The 21,921-nt window shown below is 41.8% G+C and carries 19 protein-coding genes, 2 tRNA genes and 1 other RNA gene; 19 read left to right on the top strand and 3 right to left on the bottom strand.

The genetic code is table 11. The annotated features are described in order from the left end of the window. Nucleotides 1-106 precede the first annotated feature (106 nt). Both Q0Q74_RS08590 and Q0Q74_RS08585 read right to left on the bottom strand, forming a co-directional pair. Nucleotides 107-179 (bottom strand) — tRNA-Gly (locus Q0Q74_RS08590). A gap of 5 nt (nucleotides 180-184) precedes the next feature. Continuing rightward, nucleotides 185-257, bottom strand: a tRNA-Phe gene (locus tag Q0Q74_RS08585). A 219-nt stretch (nucleotides 258-476) separates the two neighbouring features. Between Q0Q74_RS08585 and Q0Q74_RS08580 the strand changes: the two genes are divergently transcribed. The 11 genes from Q0Q74_RS08580 to Q0Q74_RS08530 all read left to right on the top strand — a co-directional run bounded on the left by Q0Q74_RS08580 (nucleotide 477) and on the right by Q0Q74_RS08530 (nucleotide 12,251). Next, nucleotides 477-905, top strand: coding sequence for a divergent PAP2 family protein (locus Q0Q74_RS08580; protein ID WP_367268340.1), 429 nt, complete (start codon nucleotides 477-479; stop codon nucleotides 903-905). Between the two features lie 28 nt (nucleotides 906-933). Next, complete coding sequence (locus Q0Q74_RS08575) at nucleotides 934-2,328, top strand: hypothetical protein (RefSeq protein ID WP_294429968.1); 1,395 nt, start codon at nucleotides 934-936, stop codon at nucleotides 2,326-2,328. Next, on the top strand, nucleotides 2,312-3,643 hold the full coding sequence (locus Q0Q74_RS08570) for a 4Fe-4S dicluster domain-containing protein (RefSeq protein ID WP_294429966.1): 1,332 nt from the start codon (nucleotides 2,312-2,314) through the stop codon (nucleotides 3,641-3,643). The genes Q0Q74_RS08575 and Q0Q74_RS08570 overlap by 17 nt, the downstream gene beginning before the upstream one ends. Beyond that, nucleotides 3,633-4,712, top strand: a complete 1,080-nt coding sequence (locus tag Q0Q74_RS08565) for an RnfABCDGE type electron transport complex subunit D (RefSeq protein WP_294429964.1) — start codon at nucleotides 3,633-3,635, stop codon at nucleotides 4,710-4,712. Before Q0Q74_RS08570 ends, Q0Q74_RS08565 begins: the two co-directional genes overlap by 11 nt. Further along, nucleotides 4,705-5,214 carry a hypothetical protein gene (locus Q0Q74_RS08560; protein WP_294429962.1) on the top strand — a complete coding sequence of 170 codons (510 nt, stop codon included), beginning with the start codon at nucleotides 4,705-4,707 and terminating at the stop codon, nucleotides 5,212-5,214. Before Q0Q74_RS08565 ends, Q0Q74_RS08560 begins: the two co-directional genes overlap by 8 nt. Further along, a complete protein-coding gene (locus tag Q0Q74_RS08555; RefSeq protein ID WP_294429961.1) occupies nucleotides 5,211-5,864 on the top strand; it encodes a hypothetical protein in 654 nt (217 codons plus the stop codon). Before Q0Q74_RS08560 ends, Q0Q74_RS08555 begins: the two co-directional genes overlap by 4 nt. Before the next feature lie 19 nt (nucleotides 5,865-5,883). Then, nucleotides 5,884-6,450, top strand: coding sequence for a hypothetical protein (locus tag Q0Q74_RS08550; protein ID WP_294429958.1), 567 nt, complete (start codon nucleotides 5,884-5,886; stop codon nucleotides 6,448-6,450). Then, entirely contained in the window at nucleotides 6,447-6,995 is a 549-nt protein-coding gene (locus tag Q0Q74_RS08545) for a 4Fe-4S binding protein (RefSeq protein WP_294429956.1), read from the top strand. Before Q0Q74_RS08550 ends, Q0Q74_RS08545 begins: the two co-directional genes overlap by 4 nt. A 55-nt stretch (nucleotides 6,996-7,050) precedes the next feature. Continuing rightward, nucleotides 7,051-9,048 carry an alpha-amylase/4-alpha-glucanotransferase domain-containing protein gene (locus Q0Q74_RS08540; protein ID WP_294429955.1) on the top strand — a complete coding sequence of 666 codons (1,998 nt, stop codon included), beginning with the start codon at nucleotides 7,051-7,053 and terminating at the stop codon, nucleotides 9,046-9,048. Between the two features lie 105 nt (nucleotides 9,049-9,153). After that, complete coding sequence (locus Q0Q74_RS08535; protein WP_294429952.1) at nucleotides 9,154-10,395, top strand: glycosyltransferase; 1,242 nt, start codon at nucleotides 9,154-9,156, stop codon at nucleotides 10,393-10,395. Nucleotides 10,396-10,520: 125 nt separating this feature from the next. Next, nucleotides 10,521-12,251: a hypothetical protein gene (locus Q0Q74_RS08530; protein WP_294429950.1), complete on the top strand. Its 1,731-nt coding sequence runs from the start codon at nucleotides 10,521-10,523 to the stop codon at nucleotides 12,249-12,251. 32 nt (nucleotides 12,252-12,283) lie between these two features. On the opposite strand, the gene rsgA is transcribed toward Q0Q74_RS08530, so the two are convergent. Continuing rightward, nucleotides 12,284-13,273: a ribosome small subunit-dependent GTPase A gene (rsgA, locus tag Q0Q74_RS08525; RefSeq protein WP_294429949.1), complete on the bottom strand. Its 990-nt coding sequence runs from the start codon at nucleotides 13,271-13,273 to the stop codon at nucleotides 12,284-12,286. 227 nt (nucleotides 13,274-13,500) lie between these two features. On the opposite strand from rsgA, the gene Q0Q74_RS08520 reads away from it, so the two are divergent. The 8 genes from Q0Q74_RS08520 to rodA all read left to right on the top strand — a co-directional run bounded on the left by Q0Q74_RS08520 (nucleotide 13,501) and on the right by rodA (nucleotide 21,583). Then, nucleotides 13,501-14,391: a zinc ribbon domain-containing protein gene (locus Q0Q74_RS08520; protein ID WP_367268338.1), complete on the top strand. Its 891-nt coding sequence runs from the start codon at nucleotides 13,501-13,503 to the stop codon at nucleotides 14,389-14,391. Between the two features lie 20 nt (nucleotides 14,392-14,411). Continuing rightward, nucleotides 14,412-14,823, top strand: an RNA gene (rnpB, locus tag Q0Q74_RS08515) — RNase P RNA component class A. Between the two features lie 20 nt (nucleotides 14,824-14,843). Next, nucleotides 14,844-15,866: a tetratricopeptide repeat protein gene (locus Q0Q74_RS08510; RefSeq protein ID WP_294429946.1), complete on the top strand. Its 1,023-nt coding sequence runs from the start codon at nucleotides 14,844-14,846 to the stop codon at nucleotides 15,864-15,866. A 39-nt stretch (nucleotides 15,867-15,905) separates the two neighbouring features. Continuing rightward, nucleotides 15,906-16,949 carry a rod shape-determining protein gene (locus Q0Q74_RS08505; protein ID WP_294429945.1) on the top strand — a complete coding sequence of 348 codons (1,044 nt, stop codon included), beginning with the start codon at nucleotides 15,906-15,908 and terminating at the stop codon, nucleotides 16,947-16,949. Nucleotides 16,950-16,964: 15 nt separating this feature from the next. After that, on the top strand, nucleotides 16,965-17,843 hold the full coding sequence (gene mreC, locus Q0Q74_RS08500) for a rod shape-determining protein MreC (protein ID WP_294429944.1): 879 nt from the start codon (nucleotides 16,965-16,967) through the stop codon (nucleotides 17,841-17,843). Between the two features lie 11 nt (nucleotides 17,844-17,854). Beyond that, the gene (gene mreD, locus Q0Q74_RS08495; RefSeq protein ID WP_294429943.1) at nucleotides 17,855-18,364 is read left to right on the top strand and encodes a rod shape-determining protein MreD; all 510 of its coding nucleotides are present in this window, start codon (nucleotides 17,855-17,857) and stop codon (nucleotides 18,362-18,364) included. 1 nt (nucleotide 18,365) lies between these two features. Continuing rightward, nucleotides 18,366-20,252, top strand: coding sequence for a penicillin-binding protein 2 (gene mrdA / locus Q0Q74_RS08490; RefSeq protein WP_294429942.1), 1,887 nt, complete (start codon nucleotides 18,366-18,368; stop codon nucleotides 20,250-20,252). A gap of 11 nt (nucleotides 20,253-20,263) precedes the next feature. Continuing rightward, nucleotides 20,264-21,583: a rod shape-determining protein RodA gene (gene rodA, locus Q0Q74_RS08485; protein ID WP_294429941.1), complete on the top strand. Its 1,320-nt coding sequence runs from the start codon at nucleotides 20,264-20,266 to the stop codon at nucleotides 21,581-21,583. The last annotated feature ends 338 nt before the right edge of the window (nucleotides 21,584-21,921 follow it).

The following is a 21,921-nucleotide window of genomic DNA, read 5'->3' as shown; positions in this document are numbered from 1 at the left end:
TTTGCGTTACTTACTACTGAAAAGGCGTTTGAAAAGAAAAAAGGCTAAGTCTTTATTATGTAAGAACTTAGCCTTTTCTTCCTTCTGTACAACTATACATTTTTTAAGCGGCAGAAGGGAGTCGAACCCTCGTCATCAGCTTGGAAGGCTGAGATAATGAGCCGTTATATGACTGCCGCATGAGTGCCAGCGATTGGAATCGGACCAACGACAGGCAGATTTTCAGTCTGCTGCTCTACCAACTGAGCTACACCGGCTTGTTGTCGTGTGACGGTGTTAAATATATACTCCTTCAAAAAAAATGTCAACACCTTTTGTAAAAAAAAATTAATTTTTTTTATTTTTTTTCTGGATTCAAAGGCTGCGTTCAATTCGGTATTAGATTATAGACTAAATCATTACAGACTGATAAAATACATTCCATGTTATCGAATGCTGGTGTGCAGCTGCAAAATTTGTTGGGCAGCCCCGTTTTTTTGGCATGTGTGTTCAGCTGGCTGTGCGCGCAGTTCATTAAAACAGTAATCAAGCTTTTTTCTGGAAATGTCCACAGTCTCTCAGAACTTTTTGAACTGCTTTTCTGGCGTACGGGCAGTATGCCTTCGAGCCATTCTTCGATAACGGCTTGTCTTTGTACTACAATTGCATATCGATCCGGTTTTGATTCCGACATCTTCATTCTTTCACTTGTATTTTACCTTGTAACAATTCGTGATGCTGTTGGAGTGAGAAGGGCTAACGGAATGCAGGCCCGCTGTTTGAATGAGGTCGGGGAACTTCTAAAGGACAAGGGCCTTTACGATGATTTCAAAAAACTCAAGGAAGTCAACGGCCACTCTCCGATGGAAGCCTTTGTCGGAAGCCTTCTGGGATTTTTCATAGGGATTGCTTTCTGCGTCCTTTAAGGATTTTGTCGGGTGGGGTAGTTTTATAATGAATTTTGGATTTAAGAAAGTCGTTTCTGTTTTGGTCAGTATTCTGGCTCTTTTTATTATATGTCATTTCAGGACTGTGCCTGTAAGCCAGTTTTGGAAAGGATTCCGCATTTTGTATGTTTATACAGAAGATTTGAGCGAATTTGACATCCTGACTATCCTTGAAAAGCACGGATGCTCTTCTGTAATTTCCAAAGGTGTTCAGCGGCTTCCAGTTGTGTCTCCGGTCGCTCCTGTTCAGGCGCAGGGGGCAGATTCTTATCTTTATAAACGAAATGGATTTTTCACTGATAAAAATAATCGTGCACTTGTATTTTATGTTCCTGATTCGCAGACCGACGAACTTGAAAAGGCAATAAGAGAACTTTCTGCATTTAAGGGGAGCAGTGCCGGTACCGATGGAAAAAGCTCTTTCCCCTGGATTGCGCCTATTGTCTGCTGCTTCCTTTTTGCCGTTCTTTTTTTCTTTTCAAAAAACAGAATTCTTTATACGGCCGGCTCATTCTTTTTTATCCTCCTGGCTTTCTGTCGTCCGCTTTTCACGGTTGGGGCGGCGGTTTCGCTCTTCCTGTTTGCATTCTTTATTTTTCACAGAATATGGGGAAGGGGGGATTTTTTGAGAACTGCTTTGAATTCTCATTATGTGCTTCTTTTTGCACTTTCTCCGCTTTTAGTACTTTTGATTTCTTCTCCTGTAAACGCACTTTTTTATCTTCTTGCGCTTGCTGGAACTGTCTCTGTCCTTGCGTTTTATTATTTTATTCAAACTGAGCGAGAATCATTGTATTCGTTCAAGCCTGTTTTCATCAGAAGTGCGCGCATGATACCGATTATCGGTCATCTTGGAATCCGTCTGCTCGGAGCACTTCTTGTTTTCCTTTGTGTCATTCTGGTTGCTCTTAAATTTTCTGGAAATGTTTCGGAATTTTCAAGTTCACAGGCAATGCCGTCTTTGCCTTCTCCGGTCTCACATTCAGATTCTCAGCTTCCTCAGTTAAAGGATTTGCTTGACTGGAGTTGGAATTCAGTCACTTTCCCGTACAGAAAGATTGGTGAAAATGCAAAGTCTTCTCCGAATGAAGGCGATGTTGTATCAATCACTGATTATCAGAATGTTGACGGTAAACTTGTGCCTGTATCGGTTCCTGCATTTGTATTCAATTCTGATTTCAGGGATTCTGTTCTTAAAACGGTTGATAAACTTGATTATCCGGCTGTTGAGAAGATGCTCATTCATCAGGGAAAAAATGTCAGCTTTGGCTATGCGAAGAGCTCTTCATCATCTTCTTCTGAAAAATTTGCGACTCTTTTAATTCTGATTTTTATTACAATAACTGCCGCATTAGGCATCAATTACATTATAGGAAGGAAGCGCTATGGTCTCAGCGTCTAATTTCATTTCTGTTGACAAAGATATGCTTGTTTCCTCTGTGGACGGATTTCTCCCGAAAATTGCGGTGATTCCGCTTTGTGAGGATGACGATGAACTTTCTGAGGTTCTTGTTTCCGAAGGAACCCGCGTAAGTGAAGGTGATGTCATTGCAAAATCAAACGGACTTTATGTTCATTCTTCTGTACCGGGAATTGTCAAAAAAATCGCGCAGAGGCAGTACAGTAATGGCCGGCACGGTTTATGTGCAGTCGTTGCACTTAGAGGTTCATTCACTTTTTTGGGTAAAAAGGCTGAGGTGCAGGAATGGCAGGATTACGATAAAATGACAATCCGTTTTCTGCTTAAAGAGGCTGGAATCGTAAACACTTTTGACAAAGAAGTTCCGGTGTTTACGCAGATGCGTGATATTCATCAGGAAAACAGCAATATTCTTGTTTTGCGCTTGTTCGATAATGATCCAAGTTGTATTACAGAAAGCTATGTCGCTAGGGAGCATCTTCCGCAGGTGCTTGAAGGTGCTGCTGTTCTAGCTATGGCTTTCGGGGCAAGAAATATTGTCCTTGCATATTCTGTCACGGACGATCCTTCTTTCAAATCCAAAATCGAAGCTTTAATCGAAGAGAAAACGCCGTCCGTATTCGGCCCGGGTGTCAATGTAAAAATTGTCGGTCTTGAAACAAAAAAATATCCAGCTGGTACGATGCATGATATTACTTCAGCTGTAAAAAAATCTTCTAAAGAAGAGCCTTTTTCAATGCTTGGCAAAAAAGACTTGTTTGTTGACAGCGTAACGGCCTTGAACGCTTATCGTGCCGTCGTGCTCAGACGTCCTGTCCTTACATCTTTCGTTCATGTTACCGGTGACTGCCTCAATACTGCGGCTCTTTTGAATGTACGAATCGGAACAACGCTTAAAGACATCGTGGGGCAGTGTGGCGGTTTCAAACGAAAACTTTCAAAAATCATCATAAACGGAATCGTTTTGGGACATGCGGTTTCAAGCCTTGACATTCCTGTAAACAGGGGCGTTAAGTCAATCGAATTCGTTCCCAAAAAGCAGATTTATGTTCCTGCCACAGAAAAATGCATCCGATGCGGAAATTGCCGTAAAATTTGCCCCGTAAAGCTCTGGCCTGGAAATCTTTACAGAATTTTCCATATTGACCGGGCAAAAGTGCTGAATGAAAGTGACATGACCGCTTATAAATCATCTGTTTTGTGTACGGAATGCGGTCTGTGCAATGCAGTATGTCCGTCGCGACTTCCGCTCAGTCAGTCAATTTCTCTTCTAAAGGAGACCTATAATGAAGAATAAAGTTCCCGCACATGAATTTGTTTTTCTGAGTCCGTTCGTATATCTCAAGCCTTCGATTCGCTCTGAGGCTTACACAGTGCTTTTTCTCCTGCTTCTTCAGGTTGCAATGCTTTTTGTGACCAGAAGCTTTTCATCTCTCATCATCATTCTGGCAGCTTTAATTGCTTCTTATGCGGGGGAATTCATTAATGCCGAAAAAAATTATCGTGACAGTTTGACCGTAATTACTAGTACAATTCGGGCACTTGCAATCGGTCTTATGCTGCCAGCAGGATTCCCTCCTTTGGCCGTATTTTTCATCACATTCTTTGTGGTTTTTCTGAACAAGCATACTCTGGGCGGCTTTGCAAATTCCTGGATTAATCCTGTTGCAATCACTGTCGCAATCTGCTGGATTATCGGAATGAATTTTTTCCCGGTTGTCAGCATTTCTGAGCCGGCCTTGCAGTCAAGGAATATTGCGCTGACTTTGATTCAGAACGGAACCTTCCCTATGAATTCATTTGATGTTCCTGTTACGAATTTTCTGAACAGAAGGCTCTTTTCTTTCTTCGGTGTTTCGATTCCTGAAGGGTATTTTTCTCTTTTCTGGGATTCTCATTCACTCATTCCGGCTTTCCGCTTCAATCTGCTTACGATTCTGTCTTCAATCGTGCTTTTAGGTACCGATGTTTTGAATCCGATTATTCCTACTGTCTTTATTTTTACTTATGCGGTTCTCGTAAAACTTCTGGCACCTTTGTTTTATAACGGTTTTTTCCTTCATGGAGATGTGCTTCTTGCACTTCTTTCGAGCGGCACTCTTTTCGGTACATTTTTCTTGCTTTCATGGCATGGCACGACACCATACTCAAATCGTGGAAAATGGTTCTATGGTTTCTTTGCCGGATGTCTTGCATTCTTTATCCTTGGAATCGGGCTGTCACCGGTGGGATTTGCTTTTATCATTCTCGTAACGAATATTTTTTCCCTTGTAATTCAGGAAATTGAAAACCGTTTCATCAGGGATTATACAAATTCCGTATTGGTGCAGAAAGTTAAGGCTGTAAGGGAGGGAATTGATGCGTAAGTTTGTAATTGATGACGAAAGAAAAAGAACTTTCTTAAAGTTTTCAGTGATTTTCGGCATGGTTTTTGGAATGACGGTGATTCTTGCCGTTTTCACCCTTGTCTCTCGCAATTCATGGAAGGCTTCGCTTGCATTTGAGGTTCAGAATGTTCTGGATTCTTATTCGGATTCTCAGTTCACTGTGTCAAACGCCCTTCAGCTCAATTCCAGCTTTTCTACCAGTGCGGCAGTATACAGTCTGCTCAAAAAGGATGAACGGGTTGCCGGTAAATATTACGGAGTTATCGTAAGGGTTCCTTCAATTGTAGGACCTTTGCCTGCCGTTTTTATTTATCGTGAGGGTGGTGGAGTAACATTTGCGGGCTATGCTATTGATAACGGAAAGGCTTCTGATACCGTAAAACTTCAGCTTTCAACAAATGTGCTTAGGTATTGGGAAGATATGATTCCAAAAATTGTTGCAAAAACCGTGGTTGTAAAGCCTGAGAGGTCAAGAAAATGATTACCAATAACAAAAGACTGTACTTTTACATCGCTTCAAATCTCGCTTTTTTGATTCCTTTTCCGGGGCGATTTGCATATTCCATCATCATGGTAGTTCTATTTAATATTCAGATGGCTTTGGTCACTCTTTTCTTTCATGCCATTCATCGTCTGGATATTGCCAGTATGCGAAACGGACTTCTTTCACTTGCAATTATTTCCCTTGCGATTCTGTATAAGCAGATTCTTGCGATTATCTGTCCGATTGCGGCCCTTACTCTTGGTTTCTGCTTTTTCCTTCCGACCCTTACATCGGTTATAATCGAATTTTTCTTTCTGGATTATGAGCACGGTTTTAAGAACCATCTCTTTGTAAACATGAAGAATTCTTTCTTTATGAGCATTTTTGTGCTTATCTTTTTCTTTATCAGGGATGTCTTTGGCTACGGAACAATCACCCTTCCTGCATGGAAGAGAATCATAGTAATTCCGCTCTCATACAATCCTCAGTCTATCGGGGCAAGCGTATTCCTTGCAACGATTCCTGGAAGTCTCGGTCTTGTCGCGATTTTCCTTGCGGTTTATATTTTTGTCATGAGGAAAATCAAGATTGTGAGCAATGTGGGTGTAGATTTGCTTTCAAAAAGTGATTCTAAATCAGAAAAATAAGAAAAAAAGGACAAATAAAGTGATTGATTTAATAGTTTACTATCTTTTTTCATCATCCGCGGTACTTTTTTACGGAATTGGCATTAACAAGTCGATTTCCCATAAAGAAATTTTCTCTGCCTCTTCACTTACATGTTTTAAATCTCTTTTTTCTGCAAGTTCAACGACTGCGGTCAGCTATCTTCTTATGAACTGGCTTCTGATTCCTCTTCAGCTCACGGAACTCGCACCTTTCATTGCGACTCTTGTTTTCATCCTTTTCTCAACCCTCACGGAAATTTTCATCGGTATTGGTGTAAAGCAGTCTCCTGTTGAATTTTCAATTCCTCTTTTATCCGTGATTCTTGCCCTCAATGAGGGAAGTTCAATAGGATTTGCTGTTGTAATTTCCTGCATTTGCATTTTTTCATTCTACCTCATGCTCATCATTTCCCATTGTGTTCGTGAGCGCATTTATTTTTATATTGGCGAAGAAGACCTTAAAATGTATTGCGTTCTTCTCGTCTGTCTTGCGGTAGTTGTTGTTGCAATCTGCGGCTTCAATGTCTCATGGTTCAATCTTTATCTTGGCGGGGGTGCACAATGATTCTTGCATATTTCTTCCTTTTCCTGATGCTTCTGATTATTGTTGCTCTTATTTTCTATCTTTTCTGCTTTTTCCTGCCGGCATTAAAGCTTAAATACGAAGGCATTACTGATTCCCTTGCGACAGAAATGCATTTTCCTGATAATACTTCAGAGGAACTCATAAAAACAGACTGTTCAAATGTTGCTGTAATTAATGATGCTGAAACTGAAGGTGACAAAAAAATTAATAGAAGGCTGTTCTACAAAGGTGAAAAAAACTGCCGTCTTTTCCATGAAACTTACGGTTCTGAATACACGAATCCAAATATCTGCATAGGTTTTGGTGACTGTGTTAAAATCTGCCCGCAGGAGGCGATTTTTATCCGAAACAAAAAGGCTGTCGTTTCAAATTTGTGCAACGGCTGCGGAAAGTGTCTTGATTATTGTCCAAAAAAGATTATATCGCTTGTTCCACGCACAAAAAAAACTGATGAAACGAGCAAAAAATACTTTAAATTTTGGTCGGCTTGCTATAAACTTCTAAAGGTGGTGAGAGGGGAATAGTTGGGTTGTTTTCAAAGTTTCATTTTTGAAGTAAACTCATATCTTTATTCGCCGTATGAAAGTTTTAAATATCTGTTTCTATATAACAGGAAGAGCCTCTATCCTTTCTCATCATGAAGAATTTGAAGAAAAGTACCAGAATATCTATAAAAATATGGTATCTTTTCTTTTTGAAGAACCTGACAGTCATTTTTCACTTTCTTTTTCAGGCCCGCTTGTTTCGTGGATTGATCGAGAGCATTCAGAATTCACCCAGCTTATTTCAAAACTTATCGGTAAAAAACAGACTGAAATCATTGGTTCAGGATATTACAATCCGGTTTTTCCATTGCTTTTTCCTCAGGACAGAAGCGGTCAGATTGATTTGATGACAGCGGAATGCCGTCGTTGCGTGGGTAAACGGCCTCGCGGCATGACTGTGTTCAATTCGGTCTGGGACAATAACCTTGTGCCGTGTTTCCAGTCCTGCGGCATGGAATATCTTTTTTTAGACTCATCTCTTATCCCAAAAGAAAAGCAGTGTTATCTTCCGCTTCTCCTTTCAGAGCAGGGCAAGAGCATCAGCGTTCTCCCTGTAAGCCGCGAATTTATTCCGAACATGCTCATCGCACCAAGGGAGTATTTGCGAAATCTTTTTGATACAATCAATTATCTTACAAAGGATGATTCATACAATATTCTGACAGATGAGCGCGTTGTTGCCATAAAAATCGATGAGCATCAGTTTAAAAAGCTTTATGAATCGAAATGGCTTGCAAAGCTTTATGCCACAGCAAAAGAATATTTTTCTGATTCTGTAAAAATAACGCTTCCTATTGAATATCTTCATCGCGAGCAGACTCGTGTGCCTTCTTACATTGCGGCGGGCATTCAGTCCGATGTTGCAAAATGGGCAAGAAAGCCTTATGAAGAATCGGTCGAGCATTATTCATCCCGTGCTTCAATTTTTGACTTTTTGCTCACATACCGTCAGAACAAGGCTCTTTATGACCGTATGCTTTACATTTCCCTTCTCATTAATCAGTGCAAGGGCGACAAGGCAAGAAAAAAAATTGCGAGGGAAAAACTCTGGATTGCGCAGAGCGGTGAAGGCTATATCTGTGATCCGAACGGTGTTTTTGCAAATAATGCCGTCCGTCAGCATGCCTACCGCAACCTGACTGAGGCCGAAAAGCTTGTTCGTGACGCACAGAAAGACGCTTTCAATGAGACTGTATCCAGCTATGATTATAACGGCGATGGTTTCAATGAGTATATCTGCGCGATGAAGCAGTACAATGCCTGTATTTCACTGCATGGCGCTCAAATTTCGGAGCTTGACATAATCCACAACACGGGTAATTATGCCGATTCGCCGAGCCGCATCAAGCAGTTTGACAAGGTTGACGACAAGTACCAGCGTGGTCTTTTTGTTGACCACCTTTTTTCACTTGAGGAATTCGCTGAATACAAAAAGGGCGTGCCTACAGGTTCTGGAATTTTCTCTCAGACCATTTTCCGGCAGGCAGATTTTGATGCGCACCGTCATGAGATAAAACTTTCGGGAACTGGTGAATTTTCTTCAATCAATGCAAAGGTTACTCTTGTAAAAAAATATATCGCCAAGTCAGGAAGCCTCACTGTTCAGTATATTCTCAAAAATGACAGTCCTTTTGACTTGAAGGGCGTTTTTGTTGTGGAATCAAGCTACGCTCAGACGGATTTTTCTTCGGTAAAGGCAAATTCCTACAAGGTTGAGCTTGTCTCAAACGACGAGGCTGGCGAAATTGATGCAAAGGAGTCTCCCCGTTCTGTCAAAAAAGTCAGCTACCTGCAGATTACCGATACTTCCAATGATATTCTCTTTGGCTATGAACCAAATGAAATCTGCGATATCGTTTGTCTGCCGATGATTTTCCGAAGACCTTCTGTTGGAAGCGATGTGCCGACAATTTCGGGCAATTCTTTCGTGGCTTCGCTTTGCTGGAACATTGAGCTGATGGCAGGCAAGGAAATCGAAAAAAACATTACCTATTCAATCACCGTGCCCAAAAAGAAGCGTAAGTCAAAGTAAAATCCGTCCTGTTCGTAAAGCTGAAATTTCCGTACGGGGCTGGTAATTCAATCAGTTACTCAGCACTTCCCTAAAATCTTTCATTTCTATACAATTCCCTTTTGTATGAAAATTGCGATGTTCACCGACGCGTATTATCCGCGAATCAACGGTGTTACAGTTTCAGTACACTCTTATGCCACGGAACTTTCCAAACTCGGCCATGAAGTCTGCATCGTCTGCCTCGAATATACCGAGGAGCAGCAGAAAAGTTCTTTTTTTGACGAAAAAGAAAGCGATGAGTCTTCTCCCTTCAAGGTGGTTCGAATTCCTTCCTGGTCAATGGGGCTTCTTTCAAAAGAAGACCGTATTGCAAAATTTGACAAATGGCGACGCGTTAAAAAAGCTATGGATTCGTTCCGTCCGAATGTGATTCATATAAATACAGAATGGGTAATCGGGTATTTCGGGGCTTTGTATGCCCTGCATCGAAAAGTGCCTTTTGTCTTTACTTTTCATACAATGTGGGAAGATTATCTCATTAACTATGTCAACTTTCTTCCAGAACTCAGCCTCAGACGAATCGGGCGTTCCGTCGTAAAATTCTACCTCAAACGGGCAGATGTAATTATCGCTCCGACTCAAAAAATTGCCTCTGTCGTGCATGACTACGGAATTCAGAAAAATGCTGAAATCCTGCCAACGGGAATCCCTGACGGTGGCGAAAAGTATTCTATAATCAGGCAGACACAGATTTCAATGCAACTTTCAAAAAAATGCCCTCAAATCAAAGGCAAGAAAATCCTGCTTTTTGTCGGCCGAATCGTAAAAGAAAAGAACCTTTCCTTCCTGTATGATGTGCTCGAGCTGGTACAGAAAAAAAATCCAAAGACTGCGTTGCTTTTTGTCGGCGGCGGTCCTTATCTTGAGGAACTAAAGGAACTTGCTCAGGAGCGCGGGCTTTCAAAATCTGTGGCATTTTCCGGCTACATTCCTTCAAATGACATTGTTTACTTCTATAAGCTGGCTCAGGTTTTTGTTTTTCCGAGCAAGACCGAAACTCAGGGACTTGTTACTGTTGAGGCGATGCTCGCGGGCATTCCGGTTGTTGCAATCGGGGAGCTTGGAACTGTCGATGTCATGCAGGGGGATCACGGCGGCTTTATGGTTGAAGATAATCCCGTGGTTTTTGCGGATAAAGTCCTTCAGCTTCTGAACAACCAGCAGCTCCGCAAACAGAAGTCTCAGGAAGCTTTAAAATGGGGCGAAAAATGGAAAATATCAGCACTTACGCCTCGCCTCGTAGAGTGTTATGTTCGTGCGGTTCATGTCCGCTGTGATAAAAATCTTGGAATCGTAAATGATTAAAATATGGGCGTCTCCCCGCTTCGCGCGGCCGGCTGTTCCGTGGCTCGCTGACGCTCGGTGCTAACGCACTGGCTTTGCCACCACTCCATAGCCTGACGCTTTATAAATAGGAGTTTTTTCGTATTATGAAAAAGTATTTTGCTTTAGTATTGTCAGTTTTTGCCTTTCAATTTTCAGTTTTTGCACGCGGCGCACAGGAGCTCGTAGAAAGCGGTCACTGGATTTATGATTCGCTTACCGCAATTTCTCTGGAAGCTGGAATTCTGAATTTTTCAGGAACTGCTCCCGTCACTGTCAAACAGATTCAGCTTTATCTTGATGAAATCGATTATGACTCATTGAGCGAGTCTGCCCGTGCGGACTATGACAGAATAGAACGCTATCTTGCAGAAGAGCCTTTAAAAATCGTGAATTCAGACATTCTTTTTGTTGGTTTTGAGCCTTCTCTGAATTTCTCTGGTTTTTACAAAACGAATGATGACCTTGAATGGGTTTATGACCGCTATAATCGGGAACCTATGATTGACCTTCCTGCAACGATTGGTTGCGGTGATTATGTCACCATGAAAATGGATGTAATTCTTGCACAGAATAAGGGTGCTTCACTACGCAATGACAATTACACCAATATCCTTTACTCTCCGGACGATTTTGACATCAATTTCCCTGACAACGGCTATTTTTCGAGCGGGCTTATGTTCACCGAAAAGACAGGCCTCGGCTTTCAGATTGGTAAGGGCTGTCGTTCTGTTGGACGCACTCTTACAGGTTCAATGATCTGGTCAGATTATCTCACTGGAGTATCTTATGCCCAGCTTGAGTTGTATTCGCCTTCATTCAAATATACCGGCGGCATTTCTCAGTTCAATGTTGATAAATACATGTATCATCATCAGCTTGATGCACGCTTTTTCAAGAAATTTCAGATTACATTTGTTGAGGGCCTTCTCGTGAACGCTCCGATGGAGCTTCGCTATATGAATCCCTGGATGATTTTTCATGGAATTGCGGCATGGCGCGAATATGAGCCTGAAGAGTCTGACCCGGAATCGCATACCTGTGATTACTTCGGAATTAATTTGCAGTTTACCCCAGTTAAATATTCAAGATTTTACGGCACTTTTGCCATGACTCAGTATCAGACCCCGTACGAGACTTCAAATTATGGAGACAGTCCTACACCGAACGGTCTTGGTGCGCAGCTTGGAAACGAAACTTATGTTCCTCATGGCAGAGGCAGATGGCATTTCGCTCTTGAAGGAAGCTGGGCTGATCCATACCTTTACATAAAGGAAAGTCCGAACTGGTCAATGGTTCGTACTTATAGCGAGAACATGGGTGATAAGGCGATTTTCTATGAATGGATTGGTTCTCCTTTTGGTCCTGACACGATTTCCTGCACGCTTTCAGCAGGCTATGAGGTTTCAGAAAAATGGTCGGTTGATTTCATTTATCTCTACATGGCACGGGGAGAGCAGAGCGGCACTAATGTGTTCAAAAAACTGAACAAAGACAAGCATCGCTGGGGCGGCCAGAAGACTGCTTTTGACATGAATCCAAACTGGTATGATAAAGATGGAAATCGAATCGACAATGAGTATTTGAAGAACTGGGCGTACCCGGATAATGAAAATCAGTCTAACTGGGAAGAGCTTCGTGATGCATTTTCTCCGAGCGGTACTCCGGAATTCGTTAACAGACTTTCTGTGCGTGGTATCTGGCAGGCCACTGAAGCCATAAAATTTACGGTACAGCCGTCATTTGTGGCTATCTTTAATCACAATAACCAGCAGGGCGAAAAAGCTTTCGGCTTTGAGGTTGCCGCAGCACTTAACATTAATCTTCTGAAATTTTAAGAATAGCGGGGGTAAGGGGAGATTTTATTATTTTAGTCTTCCCAGCTTCCTGTGCGTATTTCTTCCCTGATTCGCTGCCAGCTTTCGAATCGCTCTTCACTGATTACACCTGACTGAACGGCTTCGAGAATTTTGCAGCCTGGTTCCCGTTCGTGACGGCAGTTCGTGCCGAATTTGCATTTTCCGACAAGAGGCTCCATTTCACGGAAATAAAGCGCAAGATTTTCTGCTTCAATGTCGTTCAGTACGAATCTTCGCACTCCAGGAGTGTCAATGATTGAAGCGTATACATTCTGCTGACCGCCCACAATCGATTCGTTCAGGTGAATGTGCATGAGTGTGCCTTTTGTTGTGGTGTGACAGCCTTTACCGTATTTTTGACTCAGACTGCCTGTTTTTAAGACACATGAATTATCAAGTACATTTACAAGTGATGATTTTCCGATTCCTGATTGCCCGACGAGTGCACTGAGTTTTCCTGTAATCAGCTCTGCAAGCTCGGTCAATCCTTCTCCGGTTTTTGCTGAAATACGAAGCACCTTGTAACCGAGTTCTTCCCAGATTGAAAGCATATTTTGAAAATCAGGATCCTGTGCTTCGGGAAGGTCGTATTTGTTTACAACTATGATTGGCGTGAGATTCTGGTATTCTGCCTGAACAAGTTCCCTGTCTATGAAGCGGGGCCTGAATTCAGGTTCACCAGGTGTTGTTACAAGAATTATGTAGTCAAGATTTGCGGCCAAAAGCTGCGGGGCACGGCCTTTTACATTCCAGCGGATAAAAGCATTTTTGCGTGGGCAAAGCGAAAGAATCTGCCCCTTTTCGTCGGACTCGTCTTCAATTTCAATCATTACACGGTCGCCGGGGGCAAGAGGGTTGTAATATTTAGTGTCCAGTTTAAGTCTTTTGCTTTTAAAAGAACAAAGCCGTTTTATGTGATTACCGTCGTCATCTGAATCGTCACATTCGATTTCAAAAACATTGTTGCTGCCGCTTAATACAGTGCCAGTTAATTGTGCCATATTATTTAATTTTAAGTGAGATTTCGGATTTTTGCAAGGATAAATAAAAAACTTGAGAAGGATTATTTTGTCTAAGGCTGGGGACTGTTGTTTTTACACGAGATTTTACTGGAATTATAGACATAAATAACTATTTTTTGTATACTTTTGTGATTATCAACGGAAGGCACGAAAATTTCTTTTCAAGTGTTTTTCCGATTTTTCTGAGGTTTTTGTAAATTATGGAAATGACTGATGTTTTTGAAAAACTAAAATCTTTGCAGGATGTTCTGGTCGAAAAATACGATCTTAAGAAAAAGATTGATTCTTCACCAAAACAGCTTGATTCTCAGGACGAACTTCTTTCTCGTCTTAAAAAAGAATACATCGAAAAGAACAAAAACTATGAAGAAGTCAAGTCTAATGTAGAATATCTCCGAAGGGAGCTTGCTCAGGCAGAGGCTGCCCGTGAGTCTGGCGAAAAAAGCATGGACAATATCACTTCACACCGTGAATATGAAGCCCTTGACAAGCAGATTAGCGAGGCTACAGAAAAAGAAGCTGCTGTCCGAAAAGATCTTCTTCATGAAGAGAAAAAACTTGCTGAACTCGATGAGTCTCTCAAAGCTGACGAAGCAATGATTTCTTCTCAGGAGTCAGATTTGAACTCCAGCAAGGCTGAGCTTGAGCGACAGATTTCTGAATACAAAAATCAGTTCGATAATCTTGAGACCGAAGAAAAAAACATAACTGAAGTTTTGAATTCAGGTCTTAAAGAACTGAACCTTGATTCTGAAACCGTATATAAATTCCAGCGTATCATTCAGCGAAACTCACAGGGTATCGTTGCTGTAAAAAATGGTGTTTGTACCGGCTGTCAGATGATTCTTCCGGGGCAGTTCGCAAATGAAGTTCGTGCTGGCGAAAAGATTCTTTTCTGTCCGTACTGCTCTCGAATCCTCTTCTATCAGGAAGTCAACGAGGATGAAGTTGAAGATTATTCAACTCTTGAGGAAACAGGTAGCCTTGCCGACTTCGAAGATGAATTTGCTGATGAGCGTGAGGATGAAGACCTCGAAGAAAACGAAACTGAAAATGATATGGGCGAAGAAAGCTCTGTTGCTTTCGGTGACGACTAATAAATTAAAATAAAATTATTCAGAAAAGATATAACCGTGCCCGCCCTGCTCATGACAGCAGAAGCGGGTGAGGAAAGTCCGGGCTCCACCGGAAAAAACGCCGGGTAATTACCGGGCAGAAAAGGGAACTTGTTTTTTGGTTCAAACCTGAACATAAGCCTTTTTTCTGACAGAAAGTGCCACAGAAAATAAACCGCCGTCAAAGGTAAGGGTGAAAAGGTGAGGCAAGAGCTCACCGCGGCTTTGGTAACAAGGCCGGCAGGGTAAACCTCGTTTGGAGCAAGGCCAAGCAGTAGCTAAGGTTTCCGGCCTTTTGGCTACGGGTAGGCTGCTAAAGGCTTCTGGTAACAGAAGTTTCGGATAGATGGTTATGCGTGCTTTCATCTTTTTGGAAGTGCAGGACAGAACCCGGCTTATTTTCTTTTCTGTTTTTTTATTATAGCGGTGGGAAAATGAAATTAAGGCGCTTGCAGACAAGAGAAATTTTCAGAAAAAAGAGCCACTTTTTTAAGAAACTTGCTGTCTTTGCCTGCCTTTCTGCCGTTCTTACTGTAGGCGTTTATTCCCTTGTCCGCGTTTTTGACTCAAAAATCAATAACGGTAATTCAATCATAAATCTGAAATCAAAGTGGAAACTGATAAATTCCCGGTCAAAATGGGCTGATTTGGGATATAATGATGTTTCAGAAATTTACAAGGATGTCTACGACATCAGTGCCGCAATCCTTTACAAATCTCCATTTAATACGAGTGCACGGACATATAATGGCTATGCCGCTTTTTTCCTTGCCGTTTCTCAGTCGGATTTAGTTCAGGCACTTAATTATATTGATGAATCAATAAATTCCCTTCGAATTGCACTGCAGACTGCAAAATTTTCTTCGGTTGCGCAAATTGAATATATGCTTGGAAAGGCATATTTTTACAAGAATTTTCAATCTTCTTACTATTATTATGCTGATTTGGCCGTGGATTATCTTTTAAAGGCCAAAAAAGACGGTTACAAGCCTTCAGATCCTAAAAATGACGATATTCCGGAACTTTTGGGATTGAGCTATGCTTCCCTCGGAATGACGATGGAAAGTATTTCTGCTTTTACAGAGGCTCTGCTTGTCCGTGAGTCGGATATTCTTCTTCTTTCAATAGCTGAGCAGTATCACAATGTCGGACAGGATAATGCAGCGGAACAGTATCTTTACCGAATTTCACAAGATTGTAAGGATGAGCAGGTTATCCTTAAAAGTCATCTTCTGCTTGGCAATATTTACCTCGACAGGGGGCTTTTGGAAGAGGCAGAGCGCGAATTTAATTTTATTTTGGAAAAAAATGAAAATTCTGCTGACGCATACTATGGATTGGGTGTAATATATGAAAATCAGGGGGATTCTGCAAAGGCCCGTGCTGAATGGCGAAAAGCTCTGCGTGTGCAAAACAATCATCCTCTTGCATTGAAAAAAATGGCCGATTTGAAGTAAAATATAAAATAGATTCAAAAAGTTTGGGAGGACTTTTTTATGGGTTTTTTGGACCGATTCTCTACAGATATTGGTATTGATTTGGGAACATGTAACACATTGATTTATGTTCGTGGAAAGGGAATCATTGTTGATGAGCCGTCCGTTGTCGCGGTAGAGAAGGGCACAAAACATGTATGTGCCGTTGGTGCCGAGGCAAAAAGGATGCTTTGGAAAACTCCTGGAAATATCGAGGCAATTCGTCCGCTTGCTGATGGTGTAATCGCTGACATTGACAGCTGCGAGAAGATGATTAAATATTTTATCTCTAAAGTTATTTCGCGACATCAGCTTTTTAAATCAACCCGAATGAAAATCGGTATTCCGTCATGCATAACTCAGGTTGAACGCCGTGCGGTTATTGAGACTGCTCTAAAAGCTGGCGCAAAGGAAGTCGATGTAATTGAAGAATCTCTTGCTGCCGCTATCGGTGCTCAGATTCCAATCAACGAGCCGGCCGGTCACATGATTTGCGATATCGGTGGTGGTACAACAGAAGTTTCTGTCATCTCTTTGGGTGGCATGGTTGTTACTAAGGCAATTCGTGTCGGCGGTGATAAATTCGACGAAGCAATCATGAAATATGTTCTCAATGTCCACAACCTTCGTATCGGTCAGCAGACAGCAGAACGCCTTAAAATTCAGATTGGTAATGCCCTTTCTGATAAAGACAAGGCAATCGAAAAAATGGAAATCCGCGGAACTGATGCGATTACGGCACTTCCTCGTCGTCTTGAAATTGACAGTGTTGAGATGCGCGAGGCATTAAAATCTACTGTTAACGAAATCGTTGAAATCATCAAGGTAACGCTCGGTGAAACACCGCCGGAACTTGCTGCAGATATCGTTGAGAGAGGCATTGTAATGTCAGGTGGTGGAAGTATGCTTAAAGGCCTTCCTAAACTCATTTCCAAGGAAACCGGAGTTCCTGTCATTCTCGTTGAAAAACCGCTTGAGTGCGTTGCTCTTGGTGCTGGTCAGGCATTTGACTTGTTCAAGGATATGTCTTCTGACCGTGCAATTTACGACAATCTTAACGACTAATAAACTGTAAAATTCATGGCTTCTTCATCTAAACATTCGTTCAGATTCGGTTTGGCGGAAATTGTTCTCATAGTTTTTGTCCTGTTTTCTGGTGTCATGCTGGCATTTCATTCAGGTGGCTTTGTCGTCAATTTCCACAGCCTTGGCTTTACGGTTCTTTCTTCCATGCAAAAAGGTGTCACTGCCGTTGCAAAGGGAATTGGTGACACTTTTAATGCGGTACATGAACTTGCCCGCCTCAGGGATGAAAATCGTGAGCTTACCGAACGCCTGAAGAATTATGAGGTTCTGCAAAGGGCAAATTCTGATATTCGAAAGGAAAATGAACGACTCAAGGAGCAGCTTGATTTTTCTGCTACTTTCCGTGAAAAAAACTATCCGGCACAGATTATTGCCCGCAATCCGGACAGCCTTTATTCTGCATTTACAATTAATAAGGGAACCCGCCATGGAATCCGCAAAAACATGTCCGTGCTTGCGGTTCAGCAGGGTGTCGTGGGGCTTGTCGGAAAGGTTGTTACTGTCGGTGCTTTAACAAGCCTTGTAATGCCGATTTATGATTCAAAATGTTCTGTTTCTGCCCGTATTCAAAATACCAGGGATATCGGTCTTGTTTCTGGTGACGGTTCTTCTGACCTCCCTTTAAGAATGAGCTATATAAAGAAGCGTGTTCTTGATGAACTGAATTACGGTGATTTGGTCGTTACAAGCGGTGAGGGCGGAAATTATATCGGTGACATTCCAATCGGTTCTATTTCTGAGATTCAAGTTTTGGATTACGATTCTTCGTTGAGCATAAAGCTTACGCCTGTAATTGATTTTGACCGTATCGAGATGGTCATAGTCTGTGACAGGACTGAGCTGAATGATGCTTTAACCGGACTGTCAAAATAGGAGAATGGGATATGCTGAAATCTTTTTCTGTTTCTTCTTTGATTATTCTTTTCTTTGTGGTCTTTGAGACTGCAATTCTCTCAAATCTCATGGTTCTTCCTGCCGTACCGGATTTGCTTCTTATCGTAACGCTTTTTGTTTCTGTTCATAACGGAAGACTTTTCGGCGTTTCTTCTGGATTTTTGTCAGGACTTTTCCTTGATTTTTTGAGTGCCTCTCCCTTTGGGCTTAACTGCCTTTTGAGGACTATAATCGGATATGTCGCAGGGCTTTTCAATAAAACGCTCAACATGGGCGGAATTTTTCTCCCGATTCTGATTGGATTCCTTGCAACTCTTCTAAAAGTTCTTCTTGTCGGTATGATTTCCTTTGTTTTTGTCGATTCTGTTGTTTCCTATACGCTTTTTTCAAAGGAATTCCTGTTTGAAATCGCTGCAAATTCTTTGCTTACGCCGCTTGTATTCAAATTCTTAAATCTCTTCAGTGGTGTAATCCTTCTGAATCCGGAGAAAGTCTCATAAAATGACAAATTTTTTTGAGTCCGAGAACGGCTCTGTTGAACAGAATGCGAAAGTTGTGATTCTCTTTTTCGGAATTTGTGCGATTTTTGCTGCCTACATATTAAAACTGTTCTCCCTGCAGGTTATTGAAGGTGCTCAGTATCGTAAGCAGTCGCAGACAATCTCCAGTCAGGTTAAGCCGATTGATGCTCAGCGCGGTGAAATCTTTGACCGTAATGCGTCAATGCCAATGGTCATCAATACAGATTCTTTCGCTGTTGCCCTGACTCCTGCTGAAATTCCGCAAGGATATTATGATTCTGTTACTTCACGACTGGCTTCTTTCATCGGCATTTCAAAAAAAGAAATCGACAAAAAGGTTCCGAATTATCTTCGTCATTCATATACTGCTGTTGAAGTCCGCTCAAACATTCCTTTTTCTGTAATCTCGAATATTGCCGAAAACATTACTGACTTGCCGGGCGTTTCATGGCGAAGTAAGCCTGTCCGTAACTATGTTGAAACCGGCTCTATTTCTCATGTTGTCGGTTATGTCGGTGATATTACAAAAGAAGAAATCAAGGTCATGTACAACAAGGGCTATAAGGCAAACGCTATTGTTGGAAAAACCGGTATTGAAAAGCAGTATGACTCGCTTTTACAGGGGGTTCAGGGGCGTGAAAGCCGTACTGTCGATGTTCGTGGACATATCATTTCTGATGCACCGATTATTGAGCCTCCTCAAATGGGAAAAAATCTTGTTTTAACCGTTGATATGCGGATTCAGGAACTTGCCGAAAAGGCTCTTGGTGAGCGAGTCGGTGCTGCCGTTGTTCTTAGGCCGAGTGACGGTGAAGTGCTTGCCATGGTTTCATATCCTTTTTATGATCAGAATCTTTTTAGTGATGACAATGCGGCTGCCCAGTATAATCGTCTCGCAGAAGATGCAAACAGACCTCTTTTGAACCGTGCGGTTAATGCTGCATATCCTCCGGCTTCTACATTTAAAATCATCATGTCTACGGCTATGCTTGCTGAAAAAGCCTTTCCTTCGGTAAAGGATATTGAATGTACTGGCCGTGTTGATTACGGAAACCGAATATTCCACTGCCATCAGAAATGGGGTCACGGTTATCTCAACATGAAGGAAGCCCTTGCACAGTCATGCGATGTTTACTATTGGATTGTTGGCCGTGACTATCTTGGTGTCGATAAAATTTCTTCATATGCAAAGGAATTTGGCTTCGGTGAAAGCCTCGAAATTGATTTGCCGGCACAACAGTCTGGATTCGTTCCTACGGCACCATGGAAAGAGCGTAAATTCCATCAGAAATGGCTTGGTGGTGATACGATGAACATGTCAATTGGACAAGGTTACACTCTTGTAACGCCACTTCATATCGCCAACATGGTTGCAATGGTTGCAAATGAAGGTAAAATCTACAAACCTCATCTTTTAAAAGAAATTCGTGATCCTGCTACTAATGAAGTTATTGAAGAAGTAAAACCGCAAATTTTGCATGAATCAAATCTCGATGAAGCTGTCTGGCATGAAGTTCAGAATGCGATGCGTTATACCATCACAGATGGAACTCCGGCTTTTCCTCTCAACAATAAGGTTGTTCAGATTGCAGGCAAAACCGGTACTGCCGAAGTTGGTTCAATCGATCACTGGCACTCATGGATGGCCTGTTATGCACCGTTCAATGCGCCGGTTGAGGAGCAGGTTGTTGTCGTTGTTCTTGTTGAGGCCGCAAATGAATGGGAATGGTGGGCTCCTTATGCAACGAACATTATTTTCCAGGGAATATTTGCAAATCAGAATTACGAAGAAGCTGTAGCATCTCTCCCTGCAAATGTGCGTGAAGTTATTCGCTCTCGAAAACACGCTCGCGGAAGAGCTGAGTAAATGGGTAAAATATGAAGTTAAATTTTAAGTTCCTGCAGTATTTTGATTTCATCCTCTTTTTTTGTGTAGTTTCACTCGTTACTTTCGGTGTTCTTTTCATTTATTCTTCTGGAATCAACTCTGAGGGAATCAATGTTTCGACGGAGTATGTAAAGCAAATCATCTGGGGCGGAAGCGGCGTGCTTCTTATGCTCATAGTTTCGCTTTTGGATTACAGGCGATTTACTCGCTATGTCCCGCATTTGTTTATAGCGGCATGTGGTGTCCTTCTTTTTACAAAATTTTTCGGACGCTATGTTAATGGCGCAAGAAGCTGGCTCGGAATCGGACCTTTTGGAATCCAGCCCTCCGAATTCACTAAAGTCATCTTCATTCTTTTTCTTGCCTGGTATCTTGACAGGACGAAAAAATCACAGGACCAGAGAAAGCGCTTTATTATTTCACTGATGATTATGTTTGTTCCCATGGGGTTGATTCTTGCTCAGCCTGATTTGGGAACATCCCTCGTTTATTTCCCGATTTTCCTTACTATGGTTTTTATTGCGGGAATTCCAATCCGTTATATCGTTTTCATTTTTGCTGGCGGAATGCTTACGATTGTATTTACGGTTCTTCCGATTTGGGAAAGCCAGATTGCGCACAGTTCCGTGGTTTTTATTCGGGTTCTGACTAATTTCCGCTTGCGATTGATTTTGATTTTTGCGACCGGTGCCGTTTCAGTTCTCGGTTTTATGGGAATGTTTTTCTATCGCCACAACAAGTACTTTTTCTGGATTTCATATTGGGCTTCAATTGTCTGCGGCGCTTTGGTTTTGTCATATTTTGCCGGAAAAGTCCTCAAAGATTATCAGGTTATGCGTCTTATCGTATTCATCGATCCTTATGCAGATCCTCGTGGTGCCGGCTGGAACATCATTCAGTCAAAGACTGCAATCGGTTCAGGGAATCTTCTTGGTCGCGGCTACCTTCAGGGAACGCAGAGTCATTACCGCTTTTTGCCTGAACAGAGCACTGACTTCATTTTCAGTATTTTGTCCGAGGAACTTGGTTTTGTCGGATGCATGAGTGTTTTTGCACTTTATTTTCTGATTTTTATCCGTACGATTTTTATCATCAAGAATGCCTCAAATACTTTCGGTCTTCTGATTGCTTCAGGTGTTCTAGGAATGTTTGTTTTCCATTTTATTGTAAATGTCGGAATGGTCATGGGCATCATGCCGATTACAGGAATTCCGCTCTTGTTTTTGTCTTACGGTGGTTCCTCCTTGTGGACTGCTATGATTTGTGTAGGACTTTTGATGAGTGTCAGCAGCCGTAAATTCGGATTCTAGTCAATTTCTTTTTTCTATGAGATAGGCCTGTTCGTGAAAGTGAAGTTAGCGAACAGGTCTTTTTTTTACTTTAGTAAAATTTATAAAAAAAATTAAATTTATTTTGCAAATTCCTTAAAGTAGATTATAATAAAAGAATCTTTATTAAATAGAGAGGTTTGCATGGACATCCAGGTACAAGATTTAATCGAAAAGATTAAAAAAGACGGTGTCGCAGCTGCCGAAAAATCTGCTTCCGAAGTAAAGGCTCAGGCTCAGGCTGAGGCTGAGAAAATCATCGCTAATGCGAAAGAAGAAGCAGAAAAAATCATCAAAGCAGCAAAAGATGAAACAGCACG

Source organism: uncultured Treponema sp. (assembly GCF_946187725.1).
Classification (GTDB): domain Bacteria; phylum Spirochaetota; class Spirochaetia; order Treponematales; family Treponemataceae; genus Treponema_D.
Note: the sequence above shows the minus strand (reverse complement) of the source record. Positions and strands in the feature narration are given on the sequence as shown.

What these genes read in the sequence shown, in the direction of transcription:
- Q0Q74_RS08565 (WP_294429964.1), top strand. Translation starts at nt 3,633, where the DNA reads ATGAAGAATAAAGTTCCCGCACATGAATTTGTTTTTCTGAGTCCGTTC.
- Q0Q74_RS08545 (WP_294429956.1), top strand. Translation starts at nt 6,447, where the DNA reads ATGATTCTTGCATATTTCTTCCTTTTCCTGATGCTTCTGATTATTGTT.
- Q0Q74_RS08570 (WP_294429966.1), top strand. Translation starts at nt 2,312, where the DNA reads ATGGTCTCAGCGTCTAATTTCATTTCTGTTGACAAAGATATGCTTGTT.
- Q0Q74_RS08530 (WP_294429950.1), top strand. Translation starts at nt 10,521, where the DNA reads ATGAAAAAGTATTTTGCTTTAGTATTGTCAGTTTTTGCCTTTCAATTT.
- rodA (WP_294429941.1), top strand. Translation starts at nt 20,264, where the DNA reads ATGAAGTTAAATTTTAAGTTCCTGCAGTATTTTGATTTCATCCTCTTT.
- Q0Q74_RS08555 (WP_294429961.1), top strand. Translation starts at nt 5,211, where the DNA reads ATGATTACCAATAACAAAAGACTGTACTTTTACATCGCTTCAAATCTC.
- mreD (WP_294429943.1), top strand. Translation starts at nt 17,855, where the DNA reads ATGCTGAAATCTTTTTCTGTTTCTTCTTTGATTATTCTTTTCTTTGTG.
- mrdA (WP_294429942.1), top strand. Translation starts at nt 18,366, where the DNA reads ATGACAAATTTTTTTGAGTCCGAGAACGGCTCTGTTGAACAGAATGCG.
- Q0Q74_RS08560 (WP_294429962.1), top strand. Translation starts at nt 4,705, where the DNA reads ATGCGTAAGTTTGTAATTGATGACGAAAGAAAAAGAACTTTCTTAAAG.
- Q0Q74_RS08540 (WP_294429955.1), top strand. Translation starts at nt 7,051, where the DNA reads ATGAAAGTTTTAAATATCTGTTTCTATATAACAGGAAGAGCCTCTATC.
- rsgA (WP_294429949.1), bottom strand. Translation starts at nt 13,273, where the DNA reads ATGGCACAATTAACTGGCACTGTATTAAGCGGCAGCAACAATGTTTTT.
- Q0Q74_RS08510 (WP_294429946.1), top strand. Translation starts at nt 14,844, where the DNA reads ATGAAATTAAGGCGCTTGCAGACAAGAGAAATTTTCAGAAAAAAGAGC.
- Q0Q74_RS08575 (WP_294429968.1), top strand. Translation starts at nt 934, where the DNA reads ATGAATTTTGGATTTAAGAAAGTCGTTTCTGTTTTGGTCAGTATTCTG.
- Q0Q74_RS08505 (WP_294429945.1), top strand. Translation starts at nt 15,906, where the DNA reads ATGGGTTTTTTGGACCGATTCTCTACAGATATTGGTATTGATTTGGGA.
- Q0Q74_RS08535 (WP_294429952.1), top strand. Translation starts at nt 9,154, where the DNA reads ATGAAAATTGCGATGTTCACCGACGCGTATTATCCGCGAATCAACGGT.
- mreC (WP_294429944.1), top strand. Translation starts at nt 16,965, where the DNA reads ATGGCTTCTTCATCTAAACATTCGTTCAGATTCGGTTTGGCGGAAATT.
- Q0Q74_RS08520 (WP_367268338.1), top strand. Translation starts at nt 13,501, where the DNA reads ATGACTGATGTTTTTGAAAAACTAAAATCTTTGCAGGATGTTCTGGTC.